Annotated in this window: 17 protein-coding genes; 4 read left to right on the plus strand and 13 right to left on the minus strand. The window is 74.5% G+C overall.

Translation table 11 applies throughout. From position 1 onward, the window contains the following. Window positions 1-15 precede the first annotated feature (15 nt). Window positions 16-1,068, minus strand: coding sequence for a LacI family DNA-binding transcriptional regulator (locus tag ACZ45Q_RS02830; RefSeq protein WP_468254008.1), 1,053 nt, complete (start codon window positions 1,066-1,068; stop codon window positions 16-18). A 163-nt stretch (window positions 1,069-1,231) separates the two neighbouring features. On the opposite strand from ACZ45Q_RS02830, the gene ACZ45Q_RS02835 reads away from it, so the two are divergent. Then, window positions 1,232-3,550, plus strand: coding sequence for a beta-xylosidase/alpha-l-arabinosidase (locus ACZ45Q_RS02835; protein WP_468254010.1), 2,319 nt, complete (start codon window positions 1,232-1,234; stop codon window positions 3,548-3,550). A gap of 42 nt (window positions 3,551-3,592) precedes the next feature. On the opposite strand, the gene ACZ45Q_RS02840 is transcribed toward ACZ45Q_RS02835, so the two are convergent. From ACZ45Q_RS02840 to tsaB, 4 genes are read right to left on the minus strand one after another with little or no spacing between them, the layout of a single operon-like run. Beyond that, window positions 3,593-3,850, minus strand: coding sequence for a hypothetical protein (locus ACZ45Q_RS02840; RefSeq protein WP_468254012.1), 258 nt, complete (start codon window positions 3,848-3,850; stop codon window positions 3,593-3,595). After that, a complete protein-coding gene (gene tsaD, locus ACZ45Q_RS02845) occupies window positions 3,847-4,953 on the minus strand; it encodes a tRNA (adenosine(37)-N6)-threonylcarbamoyltransferase complex transferase subunit TsaD (RefSeq protein ID WP_468254014.1) in 1,107 nt (368 codons plus the stop codon). Before tsaD ends, ACZ45Q_RS02840 begins: the two co-directional genes overlap by 4 nt. Next, window positions 4,946-5,431, minus strand: coding sequence for a ribosomal protein S18-alanine N-acetyltransferase (gene rimI / locus ACZ45Q_RS02850; RefSeq protein ID WP_468254331.1), 486 nt, complete (start codon window positions 5,429-5,431; stop codon window positions 4,946-4,948). The genes tsaD and rimI overlap by 8 nt, the downstream gene beginning before the upstream one ends. Window positions 5,432-5,460: 29 nt before the next feature. Further along, window positions 5,461-6,114, minus strand: a complete 654-nt coding sequence (gene tsaB, locus ACZ45Q_RS02855) for a tRNA (adenosine(37)-N6)-threonylcarbamoyltransferase complex dimerization subunit type 1 TsaB (RefSeq protein ID WP_468254016.1) — start codon at window positions 6,112-6,114, stop codon at window positions 5,461-5,463. A gap of 147 nt (window positions 6,115-6,261) precedes the next feature. Between tsaB and ACZ45Q_RS02860 the strand changes: the two genes are divergently transcribed. After that, window positions 6,262-6,816, plus strand: coding sequence for a hypothetical protein (locus ACZ45Q_RS02860; protein ID WP_468254019.1), 555 nt, complete (start codon window positions 6,262-6,264; stop codon window positions 6,814-6,816). Between the two features lie 20 nt (window positions 6,817-6,836). Here ACZ45Q_RS02860 and ACZ45Q_RS02865 read toward each other — a convergent pair whose 3' ends face one another. The 5 genes from ACZ45Q_RS02865 to ACZ45Q_RS02885 form a co-directional block, all read right to left on the minus strand. Continuing rightward, window positions 6,837-7,028, minus strand: coding sequence for a hypothetical protein (locus ACZ45Q_RS02865; RefSeq protein ID WP_468254021.1), 192 nt, complete (start codon window positions 7,026-7,028; stop codon window positions 6,837-6,839). 213 nt (window positions 7,029-7,241) lie between these two features. Continuing rightward, window positions 7,242-7,763: a tRNA (adenosine(37)-N6)-threonylcarbamoyltransferase complex ATPase subunit type 1 TsaE gene (gene tsaE, locus ACZ45Q_RS02870; RefSeq protein WP_468254023.1), complete on the minus strand. Its 522-nt coding sequence runs from the start codon at window positions 7,761-7,763 to the stop codon at window positions 7,242-7,244. Next, window positions 7,729-8,994: an alpha/beta fold hydrolase gene (locus tag ACZ45Q_RS02875; RefSeq protein WP_468254026.1), complete on the minus strand. Its 1,266-nt coding sequence runs from the start codon at window positions 8,992-8,994 to the stop codon at window positions 7,729-7,731. The genes tsaE and ACZ45Q_RS02875 overlap by 35 nt, the downstream gene beginning before the upstream one ends. A 107-nt stretch (window positions 8,995-9,101) precedes the next feature. Beyond that, complete coding sequence (gene alr, locus ACZ45Q_RS02880) at window positions 9,102-10,268, minus strand: alanine racemase (protein WP_468254028.1); 1,167 nt, start codon at window positions 10,266-10,268, stop codon at window positions 9,102-9,104. Window positions 10,269-11,120: 852 nt separating this feature from the next. Then, window positions 11,121-12,581, minus strand: a complete 1,461-nt coding sequence (locus tag ACZ45Q_RS02885; protein WP_468254031.1) for an NAD(P)H-hydrate dehydratase — start codon at window positions 12,579-12,581, stop codon at window positions 11,121-11,123. A 142-nt stretch (window positions 12,582-12,723) separates the two neighbouring features. Here ACZ45Q_RS02885 and ACZ45Q_RS02890 point away from each other — a divergent pair, with 142 nt between their 5' ends. Beyond that, window positions 12,724-13,971: a hypothetical protein gene (locus ACZ45Q_RS02890; protein WP_468254033.1), complete on the plus strand. Its 1,248-nt coding sequence runs from the start codon at window positions 12,724-12,726 to the stop codon at window positions 13,969-13,971. Window positions 13,972-14,182: 211 nt separating this feature from the next. Here the strand turns inward: ACZ45Q_RS02890 and ACZ45Q_RS02895 are convergent, their stop codons facing one another. The 3 genes from ACZ45Q_RS02895 to ACZ45Q_RS02905 form a co-directional block, all read right to left on the minus strand. Further along, window positions 14,183-14,554 carry a holo-ACP synthase gene (locus ACZ45Q_RS02895; protein ID WP_468254035.1) on the minus strand — a complete coding sequence of 124 codons (372 nt, stop codon included), beginning with the start codon at window positions 14,552-14,554 and terminating at the stop codon, window positions 14,183-14,185. 31 nt (window positions 14,555-14,585) lie between these two features. Next, window positions 14,586-16,433, minus strand: coding sequence for a glutamine--fructose-6-phosphate transaminase (isomerizing) (gene glmS / locus ACZ45Q_RS02900; protein ID WP_468254037.1), 1,848 nt, complete (start codon window positions 16,431-16,433; stop codon window positions 14,586-14,588). Window positions 16,434-16,533: 100 nt separating this feature from the next. Then, window positions 16,534-17,310, minus strand: a complete 777-nt coding sequence (locus ACZ45Q_RS02905) for a hypothetical protein (RefSeq protein WP_468254040.1) — start codon at window positions 17,308-17,310, stop codon at window positions 16,534-16,536. A gap of 218 nt (window positions 17,311-17,528) precedes the next feature. Between ACZ45Q_RS02905 and coaA the strand changes: the two genes are divergently transcribed. Beyond that, on the plus strand, window positions 17,529-18,497 hold the full coding sequence (gene coaA, locus ACZ45Q_RS02910) for a type I pantothenate kinase (RefSeq protein WP_468254333.1): 969 nt from the start codon (window positions 17,529-17,531) through the stop codon (window positions 18,495-18,497). Window positions 18,498-18,508: the final 11 nt, after the last annotated feature.

The following is an 18,508-nucleotide window of genomic DNA, read 5'->3' on the forward strand; positions in this document are numbered from 1 at the left end:
GAACGACTCTCTTCGCTAGACCGTCGCGGGCGCCGCCGTGCTGCTGCGCACCACCAGGCTGGTGGCCAGTTCCACCCGGGTCGCCGCCGCGGAGGCGTCGTCGCGGCCGAGGTCGAGGACGAGCCGGGCCGCCGCCTCGGCCATCTCCGTCAGCGGCTGCCGCACCGTCGTCAGCGGCGGCCCCACCCAGCGGGCCACCGGCAGGTCGTCGAACCCGACCACGCTCAGATCCTCCGGGATCCGCAGCCCCAGCTCCCGCGCCGCCTCGTACAGCCCGAGCGCCTGGAGGTCGTTGCCGGCGAACACCGCGGTCGGCCGGTCGGGGCGGCGCAGCAGTTCCAGGCCCTGGCGGTAGCCGGTCTCGTGGTGGAAGTCGCCGGTGCGGATCAGGCCCGGGTCGACGGGCAGGCCGGCCGTCTCCAGGGCTGCCCGGTAGCCGTCGACGCGGGCGCGGCTGCACATCATGCGGGTCGGCCCGCTGATCGCGCCGATCCGGGTGTGCCCCAGGTCGACCAGGTGCCGGGTGGCGGCCAGCCCGCCCTGCCAGTTGGTCGCGCCGATGGACGGCACGTCGGTTCCGGGGTCGCCGGCCGGGTCCATCACCACGAAGGGGATGGAACGGCTGGTCAGCAGGGCGCGCTGGGAGCCGTCCAGCCCGGACAGCACGAGGATCACGCCGTGCGGACGGCGCGCGGCGACCTGGTCGGCCCAGGTCCGCCCCGGCGTCAGCCGGCCCGCACTCTCGGACAGCACGACGCTCAGGCCCGCGTCCCGCGCCACGTTCTCCACGCCCCGGATGACCTCCATGGCCCAGGCGCTCTCCAGTTCGTGGAAGACCAGGTCGAGCAGGGGGGACCGGGTGGCCTCGGCCCGCCTGCGCCGGTAGCCGTGGGCGCGCAGCAGCTCCTCCACCCGCGCCCGGGTGGCCGGGGCCACGTCGGCTCGGCCGTTGAGCACCTTCGAAACAGTCGGTGCCGACACACCGGCCTCGCGGGCGATCTCGGCGAGGGTCGCGGTCTGCGCGGACCGCCCTTGCGTCCGGGTTTCAGCGGGCTGGGGGGATGTCATGGCGGCGATCGTATCCCCGTCGACCCCCTTGACGAAGCCCGCGGAGCGCCAATAGGTTCCCGGAACATTCGGATTGAACTTCGAAACATTCGAAGCGGATGCGTTCGACGAACGATGCGCGAGTGCCGTCCGTGAGAGGGCAAGCCCACCCGACAGGAGTTCCATGACCACCGCGCCCTGGCGTGACCCCGCCCTGCCCGCCGCCGCCCGTGTCGACGACCTCCTGGCCCGGATGACCCCGCGGGAGAAGATCGCCCAGCTCTACGGCGTGTGGGTGGGCGCCGCCACGGACGGCGAGGGCGTCGCCCCGCTCCAGAACCGGATGAACGCCGACCACGACTGGGACGAACTGATCACCCACGGCCTCGGCCAGCTCACCCGCCCCTTCGGCACCGCCCCCGTCGATCCGGCCGTCGGCGCCCGCGCCCTCGCCCGCGCCCAGCGCCGTATCGCCGAGGCCGGCCGGTTCGGCATCCCGGCCCTCGCCCACGAGGAGTGCCTGGCCGGCTTCACCGCCTGGCGCGCCACCGCCTATCCGGTGCCGCTGGCCTGGGGCGCGACCTTCGACCCGGACCTGGTCGAGGAGATGGCCCGGCGCATCGGCCAGGACCTGCGCGCGGTCGGCGTCCACCAGGGCCTGGCGCCCGTGCTGGACGTCGTACGCGATCCGCGCTGGGGCCGGGTGGAGGAGACCATCGGCGAGGACCCGTACCTGGTCGGCACGATCGGCACCGCCTATGTGCGCGGTCTCGAGTCGGCCGGGATCGTCGCCACCCTCAAGCACTTCGCCGGGTACGCCTCCTCGGCCGGCGCCCGCAACCTCGCCCCCGTCCGGGCCGGGGTGCGGGAGTTCGCCGACGTCACGCTGGCACCGTTCGAGATGGCCCTGCGCGAGGGCGGCGCACGCTCGGTGATGGCGGCGTACACGGAGACCGACGGCGTCCCGGCCTCGGCCGACCCCGCGCTGCTGACCGCGCTGCTGCGCGAGGAGTGGGGCTTCACGGGCACGGTCGTCGCCGACTACTTCGGCATCGGCTTCCTCCAGGCCCTGCACCGGGTCGCCGGCACCCCCGCCGAGGCGGCCCGCCTGGCGCTCGCGGCCGGCATCGACGTGGAGCTGCCGACGCTCGACTGCTACGGGCAGCCGCTGGTGGACGCCGTGGCGGCGGGCGAGGTCCCCGAGGAACTGGTGGAGCGGGCGGCCCGCCGGGTGCTGCTGCAGAAGTGCGAACTGGGCCTGCTGGACGCCGACTGGGCCCCGGAGCCCCCGGAGTCCGACGGCCGCCCGGTCGACCTGGACTCCCCCGCCAACCGGGCCCTGGCCCGCCGGCTGGCCGAGGAGTCGGTGGTCCTCCTGGACAACCCGGACGGGGTGCTGCCGCTCGCGCCGGACACCCGGATCGCGGTCGTCGGCCCCCGCGCGGCCGACGCGCTCGCGATGCTGGGCTGCTACTCCTTCCCCACCCACGTCCTGCCCCACCACCCCGAGGCGGCCACGGGCATCGAGATCCCCACCGTCCTCCAGGCGCTGCGCGAGGAGCTCCCGGACGCGAAGGTGACGTTCGCCGAGGGCTGCGGCGTGTCGGACCCGGACACCTCCGGCTTCGAGGAGGCGGTGGCCCGGGCGGCCGAGGCGGACGTGTGCGTGGCCGTCCTCGGCGACCGTGCGGGCCTGTTCGGGCGGGGCACCTCCGGCGAGGGCTGCGACGCCACCGACCTCCGGCTGCCCGGGGTACAGGGCGCGCTGCTGGACGCGCTGGTCGCGACGGGTGTCCCGGTCGTCCTGGTGCTGCTGACCGGCCGGCCGTACGCGCTCGGCCGCTGGCGGGGCCGGCTGGGCGCCGCCGTCCAGGCCTTCTTCCCCGGGGAGGAGGGCGGCCCGGCGGTGGCGGGCGTGCTCTCGGGCCGCGTCAACCCCTCCGGGCGCCTCCCGGTCAGCGTCCCGGACCTGCCCGGCGGCCAGCCGTGGACCTACCTCCAGCCCCCGCTGGGCCTGGCGGGCGAGGTCAGCAACCTGGACCCGACGCCGCTGTACGCCTTCGGGCACGGGCGCTCGTACACGACGTTCGCGTGGGACCGCTTCGAGGGCCCCGCTCCCGAGGTGGGCACGGACGGGACGTACGAGGTGGCGGTGACGGTCCGCAACACCGGCGACCGGCGCGGCGCAGAGGTCGTCCAGCTGTACCTGCACGACCCGGTGGCGAGCGTGACCCGCCCGGACGTCCGCCTGATCGGCTACCGGCGCCTGGAGCTGGACCCCGGCGCGGCGGCCCGGGTGACCTTCCGGGGCCACGCCGACCTGGCGGCCTTCACCGACCGCACCGGCCGCCGCGTGGTCGAACCCGGCGCCCTGGAGCTGCGGCTGGCCGCGTCCAGCTCCGACGTACGCCACACCGCGCGCCTGACCCTGACCGGCCCGGAACGCGTCCTGGGCCCGGACCGCCGCCTGCGCTGCGAGACCGAGACCACCCCGGAGACGTGACCCGGCGGGCCGGGACTCGCGGCCCGGCGGAACCCGGGCCTCCTACTCCGCGGTCACCGACTCGAAGCGCCAGCGGTGGACCGCGCGGGTCACCAGGTCCGCGTCCGGCTCCGGCAGTTCCGGCAGGTCGGCGTCGTACTCCGCGTCCCACCAGGTGACGACCAGCACCCGGTCCTGCGGGGCGCGGAAGGTCTCCCGGCGCAGGGGGCGGGCGTCGAGCCGCTGCGCCCGTGCCCAGGCCAGCAGTTCGGCGCCCCGGCCCGGCACGGCCCGCGCCTCCCACATCAGCGCGACGGTCACGGGTAGAGGTTCTCCTTGCCGGCCTCGTGCACATGGTCGTGGCCGTGGTGGTGGCCCGGCACGTGCGGGTCGGTCACCGGCAGCGAGGAGTCCGCCGACAGGTCCCAGGACGAGGCGGACCGGTTCCGGGCGACCATCTCGGCGCCGAGCGCGGCCACCATCGCGCCGTTGTCCGTGCACAGCTTGGGCCGGGGCACCCGCAGCCGGATGCCGGCGGCCTCGCAGCGCTCCTGGGCGAGCGCCCGCAGCCGGGAGTTGGCGGCGACGCCGCCGCCGATCATCAGGTGGTCGACGCCCTCGTCCTTGCAGGCCCGCACCGCCTTGCGGGTCAGCACGTCCACGACCGCCTCCTGGAAGGACGCCGCCACGTCCCGCACCGGCACCTCCTCGCCGGCCGCCCGCCTGGCCTCGATCCAGCGGGCCACGGCCGTCTTCAGACCGGAGAAGGAGAAGTCGTACGCCGGGTCGCGCGGCCCGGTCAGCCCGCGCGGGAACGCGATCGCCTCCGGGTCGCCCTCGCGCGCGTACCGGTCGATGACCGGGCCGCCGGGGAAGCCCAGGTTCAGCACCCGGGCGATCTTGTCGAAGGCCTCGCCCGCCGCGTCGTCGATGGTGGCGCCCATCGGCCGCACGTCGGAGGTGATGTCGGAGGACAGCAGCAGCGACGAGTGCCCGCCGGAGACCAGCAGCGCCATCGTCGGCTCGGGCAGCCTGCCGTGCTCCAGCTGGTCGACGCAGATGTGCGAGGCGAGGTGGTTGACGCCGTAGAGCGGCTTGCCGAGCGCATAGGCGTACGCCTTGGCCGCCGAGACCCCGACCAGCAGGGCGCCGGCCAGGCCCGGACCGGCGGTGACGGCGATGCCGTCGAGGTCGCGGGCGGCGACCCCGGCCTCCTTCAGTGCGCGGTCGATGGTGGGGACCATCGCCTCCAGGTGGGCGCGGCTCGCGACCTCCGGGACGACGCCGCCGAAGCGGGCGTGCTCGTCCACGCTGGAGGCGACGGCGTCGGCGAGCAGGGTGGTGCCGCGGACGACGCCGACGCCGGTCTCGTCGCAGGAGGTCTCGATCCCCAGCACGAGAGGCTCGTCGCGGGTGTCAGCCATTGGTCTCGGTTCCTCGTTCGGTTCCCGGTACGGAGGTGGAAGGGTCGGTCAGGCGCATCACCAGGGCGTCCACGTTCCCCGGCTGGTAGTAGCCGCGTCTGAAGCCGATGGGCTCGAAGCCGAAGCGCTCGTAGAGCTTCTGCGCGCGGACGTTGTCGACCCGGCACTCCAGCATCACTTCGGCGCACTCGAAGGCGGTCGCGGCCCGCAGCAGCTCGGTCAGCAGCCGGGAGCCGAGTCCGGTGCCCCAGTGGTCGCGGGCGACGGCGATGGTCTGCACGTCGCCCTGGTCCCCGGAGGCGACCAGACCGGCGTACCCGACGATCCGGCCGTCGTCCTCGGCGACGAGGTACCGGCGGGTGGCCCCCGGACCCCGCGAGTGGGCCAGCTCGGACCAGAACATGCCGCGCGACCAGGCGTCCTCGGGGAACAGCTCCCGCTCCAGTGCGAGCACGGGGTCGATGTCCCACCAGCGCATCTCGCGCAGTACGGCAGTGGCTGACCCGTTCACTTGGGGGTGACCACCTTGTAGTTCTTCGGGACCTGGGCGTCGGGGCGGCGCAGGTACAGCGGCCGGGGCGCGGGCAGTTCCTCGCCGGCCGCGAGCCGCTCGGCGGCCAGCCGGGCCAGGGCGGCGGCGGACACGTGCTCGGGCTCGTGCGCCTTGGGGAAGGTGTCCGGGTACAGCAGCGCGCCGGCGCCGACCGCGGGCAGGCCGGCGACCTGCTCGGCGATGTCGGCGGGGCGGTCGACGGCCGGGTCGGTGAGGCGGGTGCGGGAGTCGGCGTAGCGGGCCCAGTAGACCTCCTTGCGGCGGGCGTCGGTCGCCACGACGAAGGGGCCTTCCAGGTCGGCGGCGTACGCGAGGCCGTCCAGGGTGCACACGCCGTGCACGGGGACGCCGAGGGCGAGGCCGAAGGTGTCCGCGGTCATCAGGCCGACGCGCAGCCCGGTGTACGGGCCGGGGCCGGTGCCGGCGACGATCGCGGTGACGGCGTCGAGCCGCAGGCCGGCCTCGGCGAGCATCCGGTCGATCGCCGGCAGCAGCAGCTCACCGTGGCGGCGTGCGTCCACCTGGCTGGAGGAGGCGATGACGTCCGTGCCGTCGTGCAGCGCGACGGTGACGGCGGGGGTTGCGGTATCCAGAGCGAGCAAGAGCACGCGAACAGCCTACGGCGCGCCGGGGCCGCCGTCGGACCCCGTGTCGGCGGCCCCGGTCCGGCGGTCACCTGCTGCTACCGTCGCCGGAAGCGGTAGGAATGCCGCGAACCGCACGATGCACGACGTACGACACCGAGGTGGTCCCCAGTGGCAAGCAGCAGCTCCGGGTTCGTGGCCGGGCTCACCGCGGCGGCCCTGGTCACGGTCGGTGTCCTCGCCTACCAGGCCTCCGCGACGGTCCCGCCGAGCCTGGGCAAGCCGCAGGCGAGCGTTTCCCCGGCGCCGGGCGCCTCGAAGGCGCCGCGCGACCGGCGGCACCCGACGGCGCTGCCCGCCGGGTCCGGAACGGGTGAACGGGTGGTGTACTCGGTGGACGACGACCGGGTGTGGCTGGTCGGCGCGGGCAACACGGTGCGGCGCACGTTCACGGTCACCCCCAGCGCGGTGGACCCGGTGCCGGGCACGTACGCGGTGACGTCCCGCTCGGGGCGGGTCACCGGCTCCGACGGCATCCCGGTCGAGCACGTCGTGCGGTTCGCCAGCGTCGACGGCGTGGTCATCGGGTTCAGCGCGGCCGTCGACGGTTCGACGGCACGGCCCGACCCGACCGTCCGGACGGGCGGCATCCGCGAGTCACGGGCGGACGGCGAGGCGATGTGGAAGTTCGCGACGATCGGCAGGAAGGTCGTCGTCATCCGCTGAGCGCCGGTCTCCCGCGGGCGCTACGCGGCCTCGGGCCGCTCCTCGCGAGGCGCCCCGGCCTCCTGCGGCTCGGGCACGCGCGGAGGCGTGGAGACGGCGGTGGCCGCGGCGCACGCGGCCAGCAGGACGCTCATGGACACCTGCGGCTGCTCGGTGGTCTCCTCGACCGGCATGGACGCCTCCTGATGCTCGGGGGCGTCGTAGTTAGGCATGCCTAACTACGAGCGGGATACCATGTGACCACGGCGAGGCCGCGGAAGGCAATATCTTCCCGACGACCTGTCGGAATCCCGTCGGCATCCGTCACTCCGGCAGACGGGCCGACGACGCGGCCGGCCCCCGCCCGGCGTTCCGGCCGGCATTCCCCGCAGGCGTTTCCGGCCGCCGCTCCAGCCGGCGTTTCCGGCCGGCGTTCCGGCCGGCGCTCAGGCCGTGAGCACGCCGAGGTCGACCGCCGCCCAGCGCTCTCCGACCCCGGTCAGCGACACGCGGCGGACCTCGTCCGCGGTGTCGCCGACGGCCCGGTGGATCACGAGCTGGAGCCGGTCCTCGGTCAGCTCCTCGAACCTGCCCTCGCCCCACTCCACGACGACCACCGACTCGGGCAGCGAGACGTCCAGGTCGAGGTCCTCCATCTCGTCCAGCCCGCCGGACAGCCGGTAGGCGTCGACGTGGACCAGGGGCGGGCCGTCCCCGAGGGAGGGGTGCACGCGGGCGATCACGAACGTCGGGGAGGTGACGGCGCCGCGGACGCCCAGGCCCTCGCCGAGCCCGCGGGTCAGCGTCGTCTTGCCCGCGCCCAGCTCCCCGGTGAGCATCACCAGGTCGCCGGCGCGCAGCAGTTTGGCGAGCCTGCGGCCCAGCTCCCGCATCTGGTCGGGAGAGGTGACGGTGATCTCGACGGGCGTGGGCTCAGCGGGGTCGTGCGGTGCTGCCGGTGCTTCCATAGCCATCAACGGTAGCCCCTGCGGGGACCGCACCGGCGCGGGCGAGCAGGTCGGCGAGGCGGTCGGTGACCACCTCGGGGTGCTCCAGCATGACCAGGTGCCCGGCGTCCGGGACCAGGACCAGCTCGGCGTCCGGCAGCAGGTCGGCGATGGCCTCGCTGTGCTCGCTCGGCGTGACCAGGTCCTGCACCCCGGCCAGCACCAGCACGGGCAGGCCGGCGAAGCGGGCGAGGGCCTCGTTCTTGTCGTGGTCGTCGAAGGCCGGGTAGTACTCGGCGACCACGTCGATCGGCGTGGACTCGATCATCCGCTCGGCGAACCGGGCCACGGCCGGGTCGACCTCCCGGGACGCGAACGAGTAGCGCTTGATGATCCCGGCGAACAGGTCCGCCGTCGCGCGGCGCCCCTTCTCCACCAGCTCCGCCCGCTGCCCCAGCGCCTTCAGCACCCCCGGGAGCACCCGCCGCACCGCGTTGACGCCGGCCACCGGCAGCCCGAAGTTGACCTCGCCGAGCCGCCCCGAGGACGTGCCGACCAGGGCGACGCCGACGACGCGGTCGCGGACCAGCTCGGGGAACTGGTCGGCCAGGGCCATCACCGTCATGCCGCCCATGGAGTGCCCGACCAGCACCAAGGGGCCCTCGGGTGCGGCGGCGTCGATGACCGCCTTCAGGTCCCGGCCCAGCTGGTCGATGGTGACGGGCTGCTCACCGCGCGCCTGCGCCACTCCGCGGCCGGACCGGCCGTGGCTGCGCTGGTCCCAGTGGACGGTGCGGACGACGCCGCGCAGCGCCGCGCGCTGGAAGTGCCAGGAGTCCTGGCTGAGGCAGTAGCCGTGGCTGAAGACGACGGTGACGGGGGCGGGGGCCCGGCGGCCGAAGAGGCGCCGGCGGCGCGGGGCCGGGCCGCCCTCCGGCTCGGCCTCGTCGACCTCGTAGTACAGCTCGGTGCCGTCGTCCGCGCGGGCCTGCCCGGGGGTGCCGCGCAGTGCGCCGTAGGGGCCGGCCGAGTCGAGGGCGAGCCGCGCCTTCCTGCGCATGCCGCGGCCGACGGTCAGCCGCTCTATGGCGACGCCCGCGGCGGCTCCCGCGGCGACGACGCCTATGGCCACGCCCGCTATCCCGGTCGCCCGGCGCCAGCCGCCGGCGGCCACCTCGGTGGCGGCCTCCGTGGCGGAGGCGACGGCCGCCGCGGCGACGTCCGCGACGCCCTCCCCGCTGCTCTCGCTCACGTACCGCTCCCCTTCGCCGACCCCTGTCCGGGTGGTGACCCCTCTGGTTCCTGATTCACCGGAACGCGTGCGTCATGCACATGGGGCCGTCGTCTTCGTCATGTCGGTCACTCACCGGCATAGACGCGCGGGACGCGGGTTCCGATGCGGGTGACGATCTCGTACCCGATGGTGCCCGCGGCCTGCGCCCAGTCCTCGGCGGTGGGCTCGCCGCGGTCGCCGGGCCCGAACAGGACGGCCTCGGCGCCCGGCGCGGGCTCGTCGCCGCCGAGGTCGACCACGAACTGGTCCATCGCGATCCGCCCCGCGACCGTACGCCACTTGCCGTCGACCAGGACGGGCGCGGTGCCGGAGGCGTGCCGCGGGACGCCGTCGGCGTAGCCGAGGGGGACGAGGCCGAGGGTGGTGTCGCCGGGGGTGGTGTAGTGGTGGCCGTAGCTGACGCCGTGGCCGCCGGGGACGTGCTTGACCAGCGCGAGCGCGGCGGAGAGCGTCATCACCGGGCGGAGCCCGAGGTCGGCGGGGGTGCCCAGCTCGGGGCTGGGCGAGAGGCCGTACATGGCGATGCCGGGGCGAACGAGGTCGTAGTGGGCCTCGGGGAGGGTCAGCGTGGCCGGGGAGTTGGCGATGTGCCGCACCTCGGGGCGCAGGCCCTGCTCCTCGGCGTACGCCGTCATCTCCCGGAAGCGGGCGAGCTGGGCGGCGATCGACGGGTGCCCGGGCTCGTCGGCGCAGGCGAGGTGGGACCACAGCCCGGTGACGGCGAGCAGCCCCTCGGCCTCGGCGCGCCGGGCCGCGCCGACGAGCCGGGACCAGTCCTCGCCCGGCTGGCAGCCGTTGCGGCCGAGCCCGGTGTCGGCCTTGAGCTGCACGCGCGCGGGGCGCCCGGCGAGCCGTGCGGCGGCCGTGACCTCCTCCATGGCCCACATGCCGCTGACGGAGACGTCGAGTCCGGCGTCGATCGCCTCCCGCCAGGGGCCGCCCGGCGTCCACAGCCAGCACATGATCCGTACGTCGTCCGGCAGCCCGGCGCCGGCGCGCAGCGCGAGCGCCTCCTCGGGAGTGGCGGTGCCCACCCAGGTGGCCCCCGCGGCGACGGCCGCGCGAGCGCACGGGACCGCCCCGTGCCCGTACCCGTCGGCCTTGACCACGGCCATCAGGGCCGCGCCGGGGGCCAGGGCACGCAAGGTCCGCACGTTGGCCCGCAGGGCGGCCAGGTCGATCTCGGCACGGGCCCGCAGAGCCGCGGTCCGCTGGGCTGCTGTCTCACTCATGGTGGGGCCAGTGTCTCAGAGGGGCCGTCGGCACCGTGGCGGACGTCTCGGCGACGTGCCTCCACCGACCCGCAGGCGGCGATGTCACCGCCGGTCCCATCGGCAACCGGCGCCGTGGTTGATGTGGGGGGGCGTCTGCGCAGCCCGGCGTGACGGGGTGCGGCCCACGAAGTATCGCCGACGGTTCGTTGGTCCCCGGCGTTGTGGCTGGGGTCGGGGCGTTGCGCAGCCCGGCGTGACGGGGTGCCGCCCGCGCCCACCCTCCCCCACTCTCGGCTTCGCTCGAGCGGGGGGACCCCCATCGCCCTGGGGGTACCTCCCAGGCCGTTCAGGCACTGGGGGAGGCACGACTGCCCGCGGATTGCGGGCGCGCGCCCGCGGCTGGGCGGCGCGGCTGCGCGCGGATCGCGGCAGCCGGCCGCGGCGCGCAAGCGGCGACCAGGTGGAGCGCTGCCCGCGGGCGCCCGCGGTGAGCAACCAGGCACGGGCCGAGGCGCTACCCGCAGGCGCCCGCGGTGAGCAACCAGGCACGGGCCGGGGCGCTGCCCGCAGGCGCCCGCGGTGAGCAACCAGGCACGGGCCGGGGCGCTGCCCGCAGACGCGTACGGCGGGGAGGGGTCGTGTCGGGGGGTCTCCGCCCGCAGCGGTTGTCGCGTCAACACGGGGACCTTCCAGTCGGCCGATTCCGCGACGTTCCGAGGACGGAGACCCCCCGGCACGGCCCCGCACCACCCACCGAACCCAAGGCGCTACGCGCACCCCCGACCACCCGCAGCGGCGCCGCAGGCATCCACCCACCACCCCGCACCCGACACACCACACGAACCCCCACCAGCGCAGGCGCCGCAGGCATCAACACGCGCCCCCGTCCCCGCCCGCCCGCAGCCGCACATCGCGCCAGGCCCGGGGAATCGTCTCCGCCACGTCGTGCGCCCCCACCGGCGCGCCCTCCGCCGCGAAGCGGCCCGCGAGGCCGTGGACGTAGGCGGCCGCGCTCCCGGCGTCGAGAGCGGCCAGGCCCGCCGCCAGCAGGGAGCCGGCCAGGCCGGACAGCACGTCACCGCTGCCGGCCGTCGCCAGCCACGGCGTGCCGGTGGCGTTGACCCGGACGGGACCGCCGCCCGGCGCGGCGACCAGCGTGGTCGACCCCTTGAGCAGCACGGTCGCGTCGTAGCGCGCGGCGAGTTCCCGGACCGCCGTCAGCCGCGCGCCCTCGACCTCCTCCCGGGCCACGCCGAGCAGCGCGGCGGCCTCCCCCGCGTGCGGTGTCAGCAGCGTCGGCGAGGTACGGGCACGCACGGCGTCCCGGTCGGCGAGCCGCAGCCCGTCCGCGTCGATCAGCACGGGCACCTCGGCCGCCAGCACCTCCGCGACGGTACCGGCGTCGTCCCCGGCCCCCGGACCGACCACCCACGCCTGCACCCGCCCGGCCCGCTTCGGCCCCTGGTCCGACACGAGCGTCTCGGGGAAGCGGGCGATCACGGCGTCCGCGGCGGGACCGACGTACCGCACCGCCCCCGCCCCACCGCGCAGCGCCCCCGCCACGGCGAGGACCGCCGCGCCCGGGTAGCGGCCGGACCCGGCGGCGACGCCCACCACCCCGCGCCGGTACTTGTCGCTCTCCGCCGCCGGCACCGGCAGCAGCCGGGCGACGTCCGCGTGCTGCACCGCCTCCAGCACGACGGCGTCGTTCGGCAGCGCCAGCCCGATGTCCACGAGCCGCACCGACCCGGCGTACTCCCGCGCCGGATCGATCAGCAGCCCCGGCTTGTGCGTGCCGAACGTCACCGTCAGGTCGGCCCGCAGCGCCGCCCCGTGCACCTCCCCCGTGTCCGCGTCGACGCCGCTCGGCAGGTCGACCGCGACGACCGCGGCCCGCGACCGCTCGGCGGCGGCGGCCACCGACCGGGCCTCCGGCCGCAACCCGCCCTTGCCGCCGATCCCGACGATCCCGTCGACGACGAGGTCGGCGCGCTCGATCAGCGCCTCGGCGGCCCCCTCGCCCCCCACGCTCCCACCGGCCCGGCGCAGCGCGGCGAGCCCGCCGGCGTGGGCGCGCTCCGGCGCGAGCAGCACCGCCGTCACCCCGGCCCCGCGCCGGGCGAGGCGGGCCCCGGCGTACAGGGCGTCGCCGCCGTTGTCACCGCTGCCGACCAGCAGCACGACCCGGCTGCCGTACACCCTGCCGAGCAGGTCCGCGCAGGCGGCGGCGAGCCCCGCCGCCGCGCGTTGCATCAACGCCCCCTCGGGCAGCCGTGCCATCAGCTCCCGCTCGGCCGTCCTGACCGTCTCCACGCTGTACGCAGTACGCATGCCGGAGAGTCTTCCCCGCGTCCGGGAAAGGCGTCCAACTCCGCCTCGCCCCTTGACGCTTCGCCACCCCCTTGCCACACTCACCCGCCCCCACGAATGAATCGATTCAGTCGAATCGGTTCGATGAGAGGACGGACCCCCCATGGCACGCAGAGCCGCACTCCTCGCCGCCGCCGGCGCGGCAGCCCTCCTCACCACGGCAGCGACCCTGACGGCCCCGGCCACCACCGCGGCCGCCACCGGCATCACCACGGCCGCAGCCACCGGCACCACCACAGCCGCAACCACCGCACCCCCCACACCCCTCGCAACCACCGCACCCCCCGCGCGCACCCTCGCGGCCTGCGGCGAAGGCCCGTACCAGGCCGAGGCCGTCCGCAGCGGCGACACCTGGACCTCCCGCCGTGGCGGGAGCGTCGTGTACACGGGCTCCGACATGCGGGCGGCCGTCCAGGCGGCGGTGAACAGCCTGTCGTCCGGCCGTACGAGCAAGGAGCGGGTCGTGGTCCGCGGTTCGGGCACCGTCTCCGCCGGCTCCCGCATCTCCCTGCCCAGCTACACCGTCCTGGACGTCTGCGGCACGATCGACGTCACCGGCACCGGCTCCGGCGACCAGGCGCCGGTCTACTCCCGCGGCACCCGGGACGTGGAGGTCCAGCACCTGAACGTCACCGGCACCCCGCTGTACGGCATCTTCCTGCGCAACGTGCAGAACGTGACGCTGGGCCGGATCGACATGCGCCTCTCGCGCGGCCTCGGCGTCCGGATCGACAACCGCGGCGACACCAGCCAGTGGACGCGCAACGTGCGCATCGACGACGTGTACGTCTCCGGCGCCTCCAGCCACGCCGTCGAGACGTACGGCGTCGACGGCCTGACCATCGGCACCGTCACCGCCCGGAACGTGGGCGAGTCGGGCCTGCTGCTCAACCAGACCGTCAACGCCACGGTGGCACGGGTCGACGCGGAGAACGCCGGCGCGGGAACCGGCTACGCGGCCTTCCGCATGGCCAACCGCAACGGCCGGATCGGCAGCGGCTACCCGGTCAACATCCGCGTCGGCGAGGTGGTCGCGCGCGGCGGCGGGCGCGGGGTGTTCTGCGTCTCGGAGAGCGGCGGGGCGGTGATCGACCGGGTGACGCTCTCGCACACCGGCAACAACTCGGTCCTGATCGAGAACTGCTACAACGTCACCCTCGCCGGGCAGAGCGGCACGGTCACCGGCGGCGGGGAGATCCGGCTGGCGGCGCGCTCGGAGTTCCCCAACAACCGGGACATCACCATCCAGAACCTCACGGTGACGGACACGTCGATCCGGGAGAGCCCGTGCGGTGAGAACACGACGTTCCGCAACAACCGTCTGGTGAACAGCAGGCAGTCGATCTGCTGACAGCCCGTACCCCACACGCCGCGGCGGAGGACCCCAGCACCACCTCCCGCGAACGGGTGACGGGGCCGGCCGAGGCCCCGTCACCCACCCCGGCCCGCAGCGACGGCCACCGCGCCGCGGTCACCTCTGCGCCATCACCACAGCGCCCCGATCCCTCCGCGCCACCGCCACAGCGCCCCCGTCCCCCTCCGCCATCACCACAGCGCCCCGGTCACCCCTCCGCCACCACCACCGCCGAAGCCACCCCCGCGTCATGGCTCAGCGACACGTGCCAGGAGGTCACCCCCAGCTGCGCCGCCCGCGCCGCCACCGTCCCCGTGACCCGCAGCCGGGGCCGCCCGCCGTCCTCGACGTACACCTCGGCGTCCGTCCAGTGCAGCCCGGCCGGCGCGCCCAGCGCCTTGGCGAGCGCCTCCTTGGCCGCGAAGCGGGCGGCGAGCGAGGCGACGCCCCGGCGCTCGCCGTTGGGCAGCAGCAACTCGCTCTTCAGGAACAGCCGTTCGGCCAGCGCGGGCGTCCGCTTCAGCGACGCCGCGAAGCGGTCGATCTCGGCCACGTCGATCCCGACGCCGATGATGCTCATGCCGAGCACCCTAACGACCGGTCGCCGGCGCCTACTCCACCGTCACCGACTTCGCCAGGTTCCGCGGCTGGTCCACCTCGTTGCCGCGGGCCGTCGCCAGTTCGCAGGCGAAGACCTGGAGCGGCACCGTGGCCACCAGCGGCTGGAGCAGGGTGGGGGTGACCGGGATGCGGATGAGGTGGTCGGCGTAGGGGACGACCGCCTCGTCGCCCTCCTCCGCGATCACGATGGTCCGCGCACCTCTGGCCCGGATCTCCTGGATGTTGGAGACGATCTTGTCGTGGAGCACGGAACGGCCGCGCGGCGACGGGACGACCACCACCACCGGCAGGTCCTCCTCGATCAGCGCGATCGGGCCGTGCTTCAGCTCGCCCGCCGCGAAGCCCTCGGCGTGCATGTAGGCGAGTTCCTTGAGCTTGAGGGCGCCCTCCAGCGCCACCGGGTAGCCGACGTGCCGCCCCAGGAACAGCACCGTGTTCTTGGCGGCGAGGGAGCGCGCCAGCTCCCGCACCGGCTCCATGGTCCCGAGGACCTGCTCCACCTCGCCGGAGATGTGCGACAGGTCGCGGATCACCGCCCGGATCTCGTCGCCCCACTTGGTGCCGCGCACCTGGCCCAGGTAGAGGGCGACCAGGTAGCAGGCCACCAGCTGGGTGAGGAACGCCTTCGTCGAGGCGACGGCGATCTCCGGGCCGGCGTGGGTGTAGAGGACCGCGTCCGACTCGCGGGGGATGGTCGAGCCGTTGGTGTTGCAGATGGCCAGCACCTTCGCGCCCTGTTCGCGGGCGTGCCGCAGGGCCATCAGCGTGTCCATCGTCTCGCCGGACTGGGAGATGGCGATCACCAGCGTCTGCTGGTCCAGGATCGGGTCGCGGTAGCGGAACTCGCTGGCCAGCTCCACCTCGCACGGGATGCGCGTCCAGTGCTCGATCGCGTACTTCGCGATCAGCCCGGCGTGGAAGGCCGTACCGCAGGCGACGATGACGACCTTGTCCGTCTCGCGCAGCTCGGCCGCGGAGATCCGCACCTCGTCCAGGCTCAGCGAGCCGGCGCCGTCGATGCGGCCCAGCAGGGTGTCGGCGACCGCCTTGGGCTGCTCGGCGATCTCCTTGAGCATGAAGTAGTCGTAGCCGCCCTTCTCGGCGGCGGAGGCGTCCCAGTCGACGTGGTAGGAGCGCACGTCGGCCGGGCTGCCGTCGAAGCCGGTCACCGTCACGCCGTCCCGGCGCAGCTCGACCACCTGGTCCTGCCCCAGTTCGACGGCGTCGCGGGTGTGCGCGATGAACGCCGCCACGTCGGAGGCGAGGAAGGACTCGCCGTCCCCGACGCCCACGACCAGCGGCGAGTTGCGGCGCGCTCCGACGACCACGTCCGGCTCGTCAGCGTGCACCGCCACCAGGGTGAATGCACCCTCCAGGCGGCGGCACACCAGCCGCATCGCCTCCGCCAGGTCGGCGCAGGAGGAGAACTCCTCGGCGAGGAGGTGGGCAACGACCTCGGTGTCCGTCTCGGACGCCAGCTCGTGCCCGCGCTCGGCCAGCTCGGCCCTGAGGGACGCGAAGTTCTCGATGATGCCGTTGTGGACGACGGCGACCCGGCCGGCGTTGTCGAGGTGCGGGTGGGCGTTGGCGTCGGTGGGGCCGCCGTGCGTGGCCCAGCGGGTGTGTCCGATGCCGGTGGTGCCGGTGGGCAGCGGGCGTTCGGACAGCTCCTTCTCCAGGTTGACGAGCTTGCCGGCCCGCTTGGCGGCGGCGAGTCCGCCGTCGGCGAGCACGGCGACGCCCGCCGAGTCGTATCCCCGGTACTCCAGCCGCTTCAGCCCGGCCACCACGACATCGAGCGCCGACTGCGACCCCACGTAACCCACGATTCCGCACATGACCGGCAGCCTACGATCAGCGCCGCTCCCGAACACGCCATCACGTGCCCGAAATCGGAAATTCCCACCGGGGTACGAACGCCCCGGTGGGAACTGTGGGTCACTTCAGCTTGCCGACCTGGGCGTCGACGATCTCGGTGGGGAACGCGAAGTCCTTGCCGCTCGCCATGGACGCGAGGTTGACGGCGCTGAAGGAGGCGACGGTGGCGCCCTTGCGGACCACCACGACCTTCATCGGCGGGGTGACGCCCTCCCCGACGTTCACGGTCATGGTCAGGGCGACGCCCCCGTCACCGCCGGCGGGGGCGTCGGTCACGGTCACCTCGGTGTACTCGGCCTTCTCGCCGCCGACGGTGGCCGTGAAGCCCTTGGCGCACTTCTGGGCCGCAGCCTCCACGTCCTTCAGTGCCTTCTCGGCGCCGCCGTCCTCGTAGGAGGCCAGGGTCACCAGCACCTTCGGCACGTCGAGGGCGGCCATCGCGGCCTGCTCGGGCGGGGTGTCGGCGGACGGCTTCTTCGGCTCGCCGGCCCAGCTGCGCTTGACCGTGGCGGCGGGCGTGCCGCCGGGGACGCCGGCCTGGGCGTGGGCGAGCGGCAGGCACTCCTCGCCGTCCGCCTTCACCTGCTCCTTGGTGACGTCGTCCCCCGCGGGCAGCTCCGCGACGACCTTGCCGCTCTCGACGTCCGCCTGGGTGAGGGCGGCCTGCTCCAGCTCGGCGGCGGTCAGCGCCTTGGCCGCCGCGGTGGAGCCGCCACCGGCCTTGTCGCCGCCGGCCTCGCCGCCGTCGTCGGTGGAGCCGCCGCAGGCGGTGGACAGAAGGGCCAGGGCGGCGGCAGCGCCCGCGAGGGCGGTACGGCGAACGGCGATGCTTCTCACGTCGGGGACTCTTTCTTCCAGGTCGCGGAGGTTCCGCGCATGCGTGCGCGCACTGTACGCACAGCGGGCCCACAGATGATCTTCGGGCGACGACCTGGTATCCGACCGTGACACCGACGTGATCATGCGCGCCGCGGCCCGGTCCGGCGTGACACAGCCCACCTGCCGAGCCGTTCGAACTCCGTTAACAATGGACTGTGATCTCTCCGGCCTCCTCGATGCCCCGGAGCGCCCACCGGCACCGGCCGGAGGCGACTCCCTACGTCGACCTCACGCGCACCGAGTGGAGCGCGCTGCGCGACAAGACGCCGCTGCCGCTCAGCGCCGAGGAGGTCGAGAAGCTGCGGGGCCTCGGCGACGTGATCGACCTCGACGAGGTGCGGGACATCTACCTCCCGCTGTCCCGGCTGCTCAACCTCTACGTCGGCGCCACGGACGGGCTGCGGGGCGCGCTGAACACCTTCCTCGGTGAGCAGGGTTCCCAGTCGGGCACGCCGTTCGTCATAGGCGTCGCCGGGTCCGTCGCGGTCGGCAAGTCCACCGTCGCCCGCCTGCTCCAGGCGCTGCTGTCGCGCTGGCCCGAGCATCCGCGCGTGGAGCTGGTCACCACCGACGGCTTCCTGCTGCCCACCCGGGAGCTCCAGGCCCGCGGTCTGATGTCGCGCAAGGGGTTCCCGGAGTCGTACGACCGCCGGGCCCTGACCCGGTTCGTCGCCGACATCAAGGCCGGCAAGGAGGAGGTGACGGCGCCCGTCTACTCCCACCTGATCTACGACATCGTCCCCGGCGAGAAGCTCGTCGTGCGCCGCCCCGACATCCTCATCGTCGAGGGCCTCAACGTCCTCCAGCCCGCCCTGCCCGGCAAGGACGGCCGCACCCGGGTGGGTCTGGCCGACTACTTCGACTTCAGCGTGTACGTCGACGCCCGGCCCGAGGACATCGAGCGCTGGTACCTGAACCGCTTCAAGAAGCTGCGCGCGACCGCGTTCCAGAACCCCTCGTCCTACTTCCGCAAGTACACGCAGGTGTCGGAGGAGGAGGCGCTCGACTACGCCCGCACCACCTGGCGCACCATCAACAAGCCCAACCTCATCGAGAACGTCGCCCCGACCCGGGGCCGTGCCACGCTGATCCTGCGCAAGGGCCCCGACCACAAGGTGCAGCGGCTGAGCCTGCGCAAGCTGTGAAGGCGGTCGGA

This window comes from Streptomyces sp. NPDC031049 (assembly GCF_055571015.1).

Coding starts and splice junctions, on each gene's coding strand:
- ACZ45Q_RS02830 (WP_468254008.1), bottom strand. CDS start 1,068: ATGACATCCCCCCAGCCCGCTGAAACCCGGACGCAAGGGCGGTCCGCG.
- ACZ45Q_RS02885 (WP_468254031.1), bottom strand. CDS start 12,581: ATGCGTACTGCGTACAGCGTGGAGACGGTCAGGACGGCCGAGCGGGAG.
- ACZ45Q_RS02890 (WP_468254033.1), top strand. CDS start 12,724: ATGGCACGCAGAGCCGCACTCCTCGCCGCCGCCGGCGCGGCAGCCCTC.
- alr (WP_468254028.1), bottom strand. CDS start 10,268: ATGAGTGAGACAGCAGCCCAGCGGACCGCGGCTCTGCGGGCCCGTGCC.
- glmS (WP_468254037.1), bottom strand. CDS start 16,433: ATGTGCGGAATCGTGGGTTACGTGGGGTCGCAGTCGGCGCTCGATGTC.
- ACZ45Q_RS02865 (WP_468254021.1), bottom strand. CDS start 7,028: ATGCCTAACTACGACGCCCCCGAGCATCAGGAGGCGTCCATGCCGGTC.
- rimI (WP_468254331.1), bottom strand. CDS start 5,431: ATGCGCTGGTGGGACATCGACCCCGTGCTCGCACTGGAGCGGGAGCTG.
- tsaD (WP_468254014.1), bottom strand. CDS start 4,953: ATGGCTGACACCCGCGACGAGCCTCTCGTGCTGGGGATCGAGACCTCC.
- ACZ45Q_RS02835 (WP_468254010.1), top strand. CDS start 1,232: ATGACCACCGCGCCCTGGCGTGACCCCGCCCTGCCCGCCGCCGCCCGT.
- tsaE (WP_468254023.1), bottom strand. CDS start 7,763: ATGGAAGCACCGGCAGCACCGCACGACCCCGCTGAGCCCACGCCCGTC.
- coaA (WP_468254333.1), top strand. CDS start 17,529: ATGCCCCGGAGCGCCCACCGGCACCGGCCGGAGGCGACTCCCTACGTC.
- ACZ45Q_RS02895 (WP_468254035.1), bottom strand. CDS start 14,554: ATGAGCATCATCGGCGTCGGGATCGACGTGGCCGAGATCGACCGCTTC.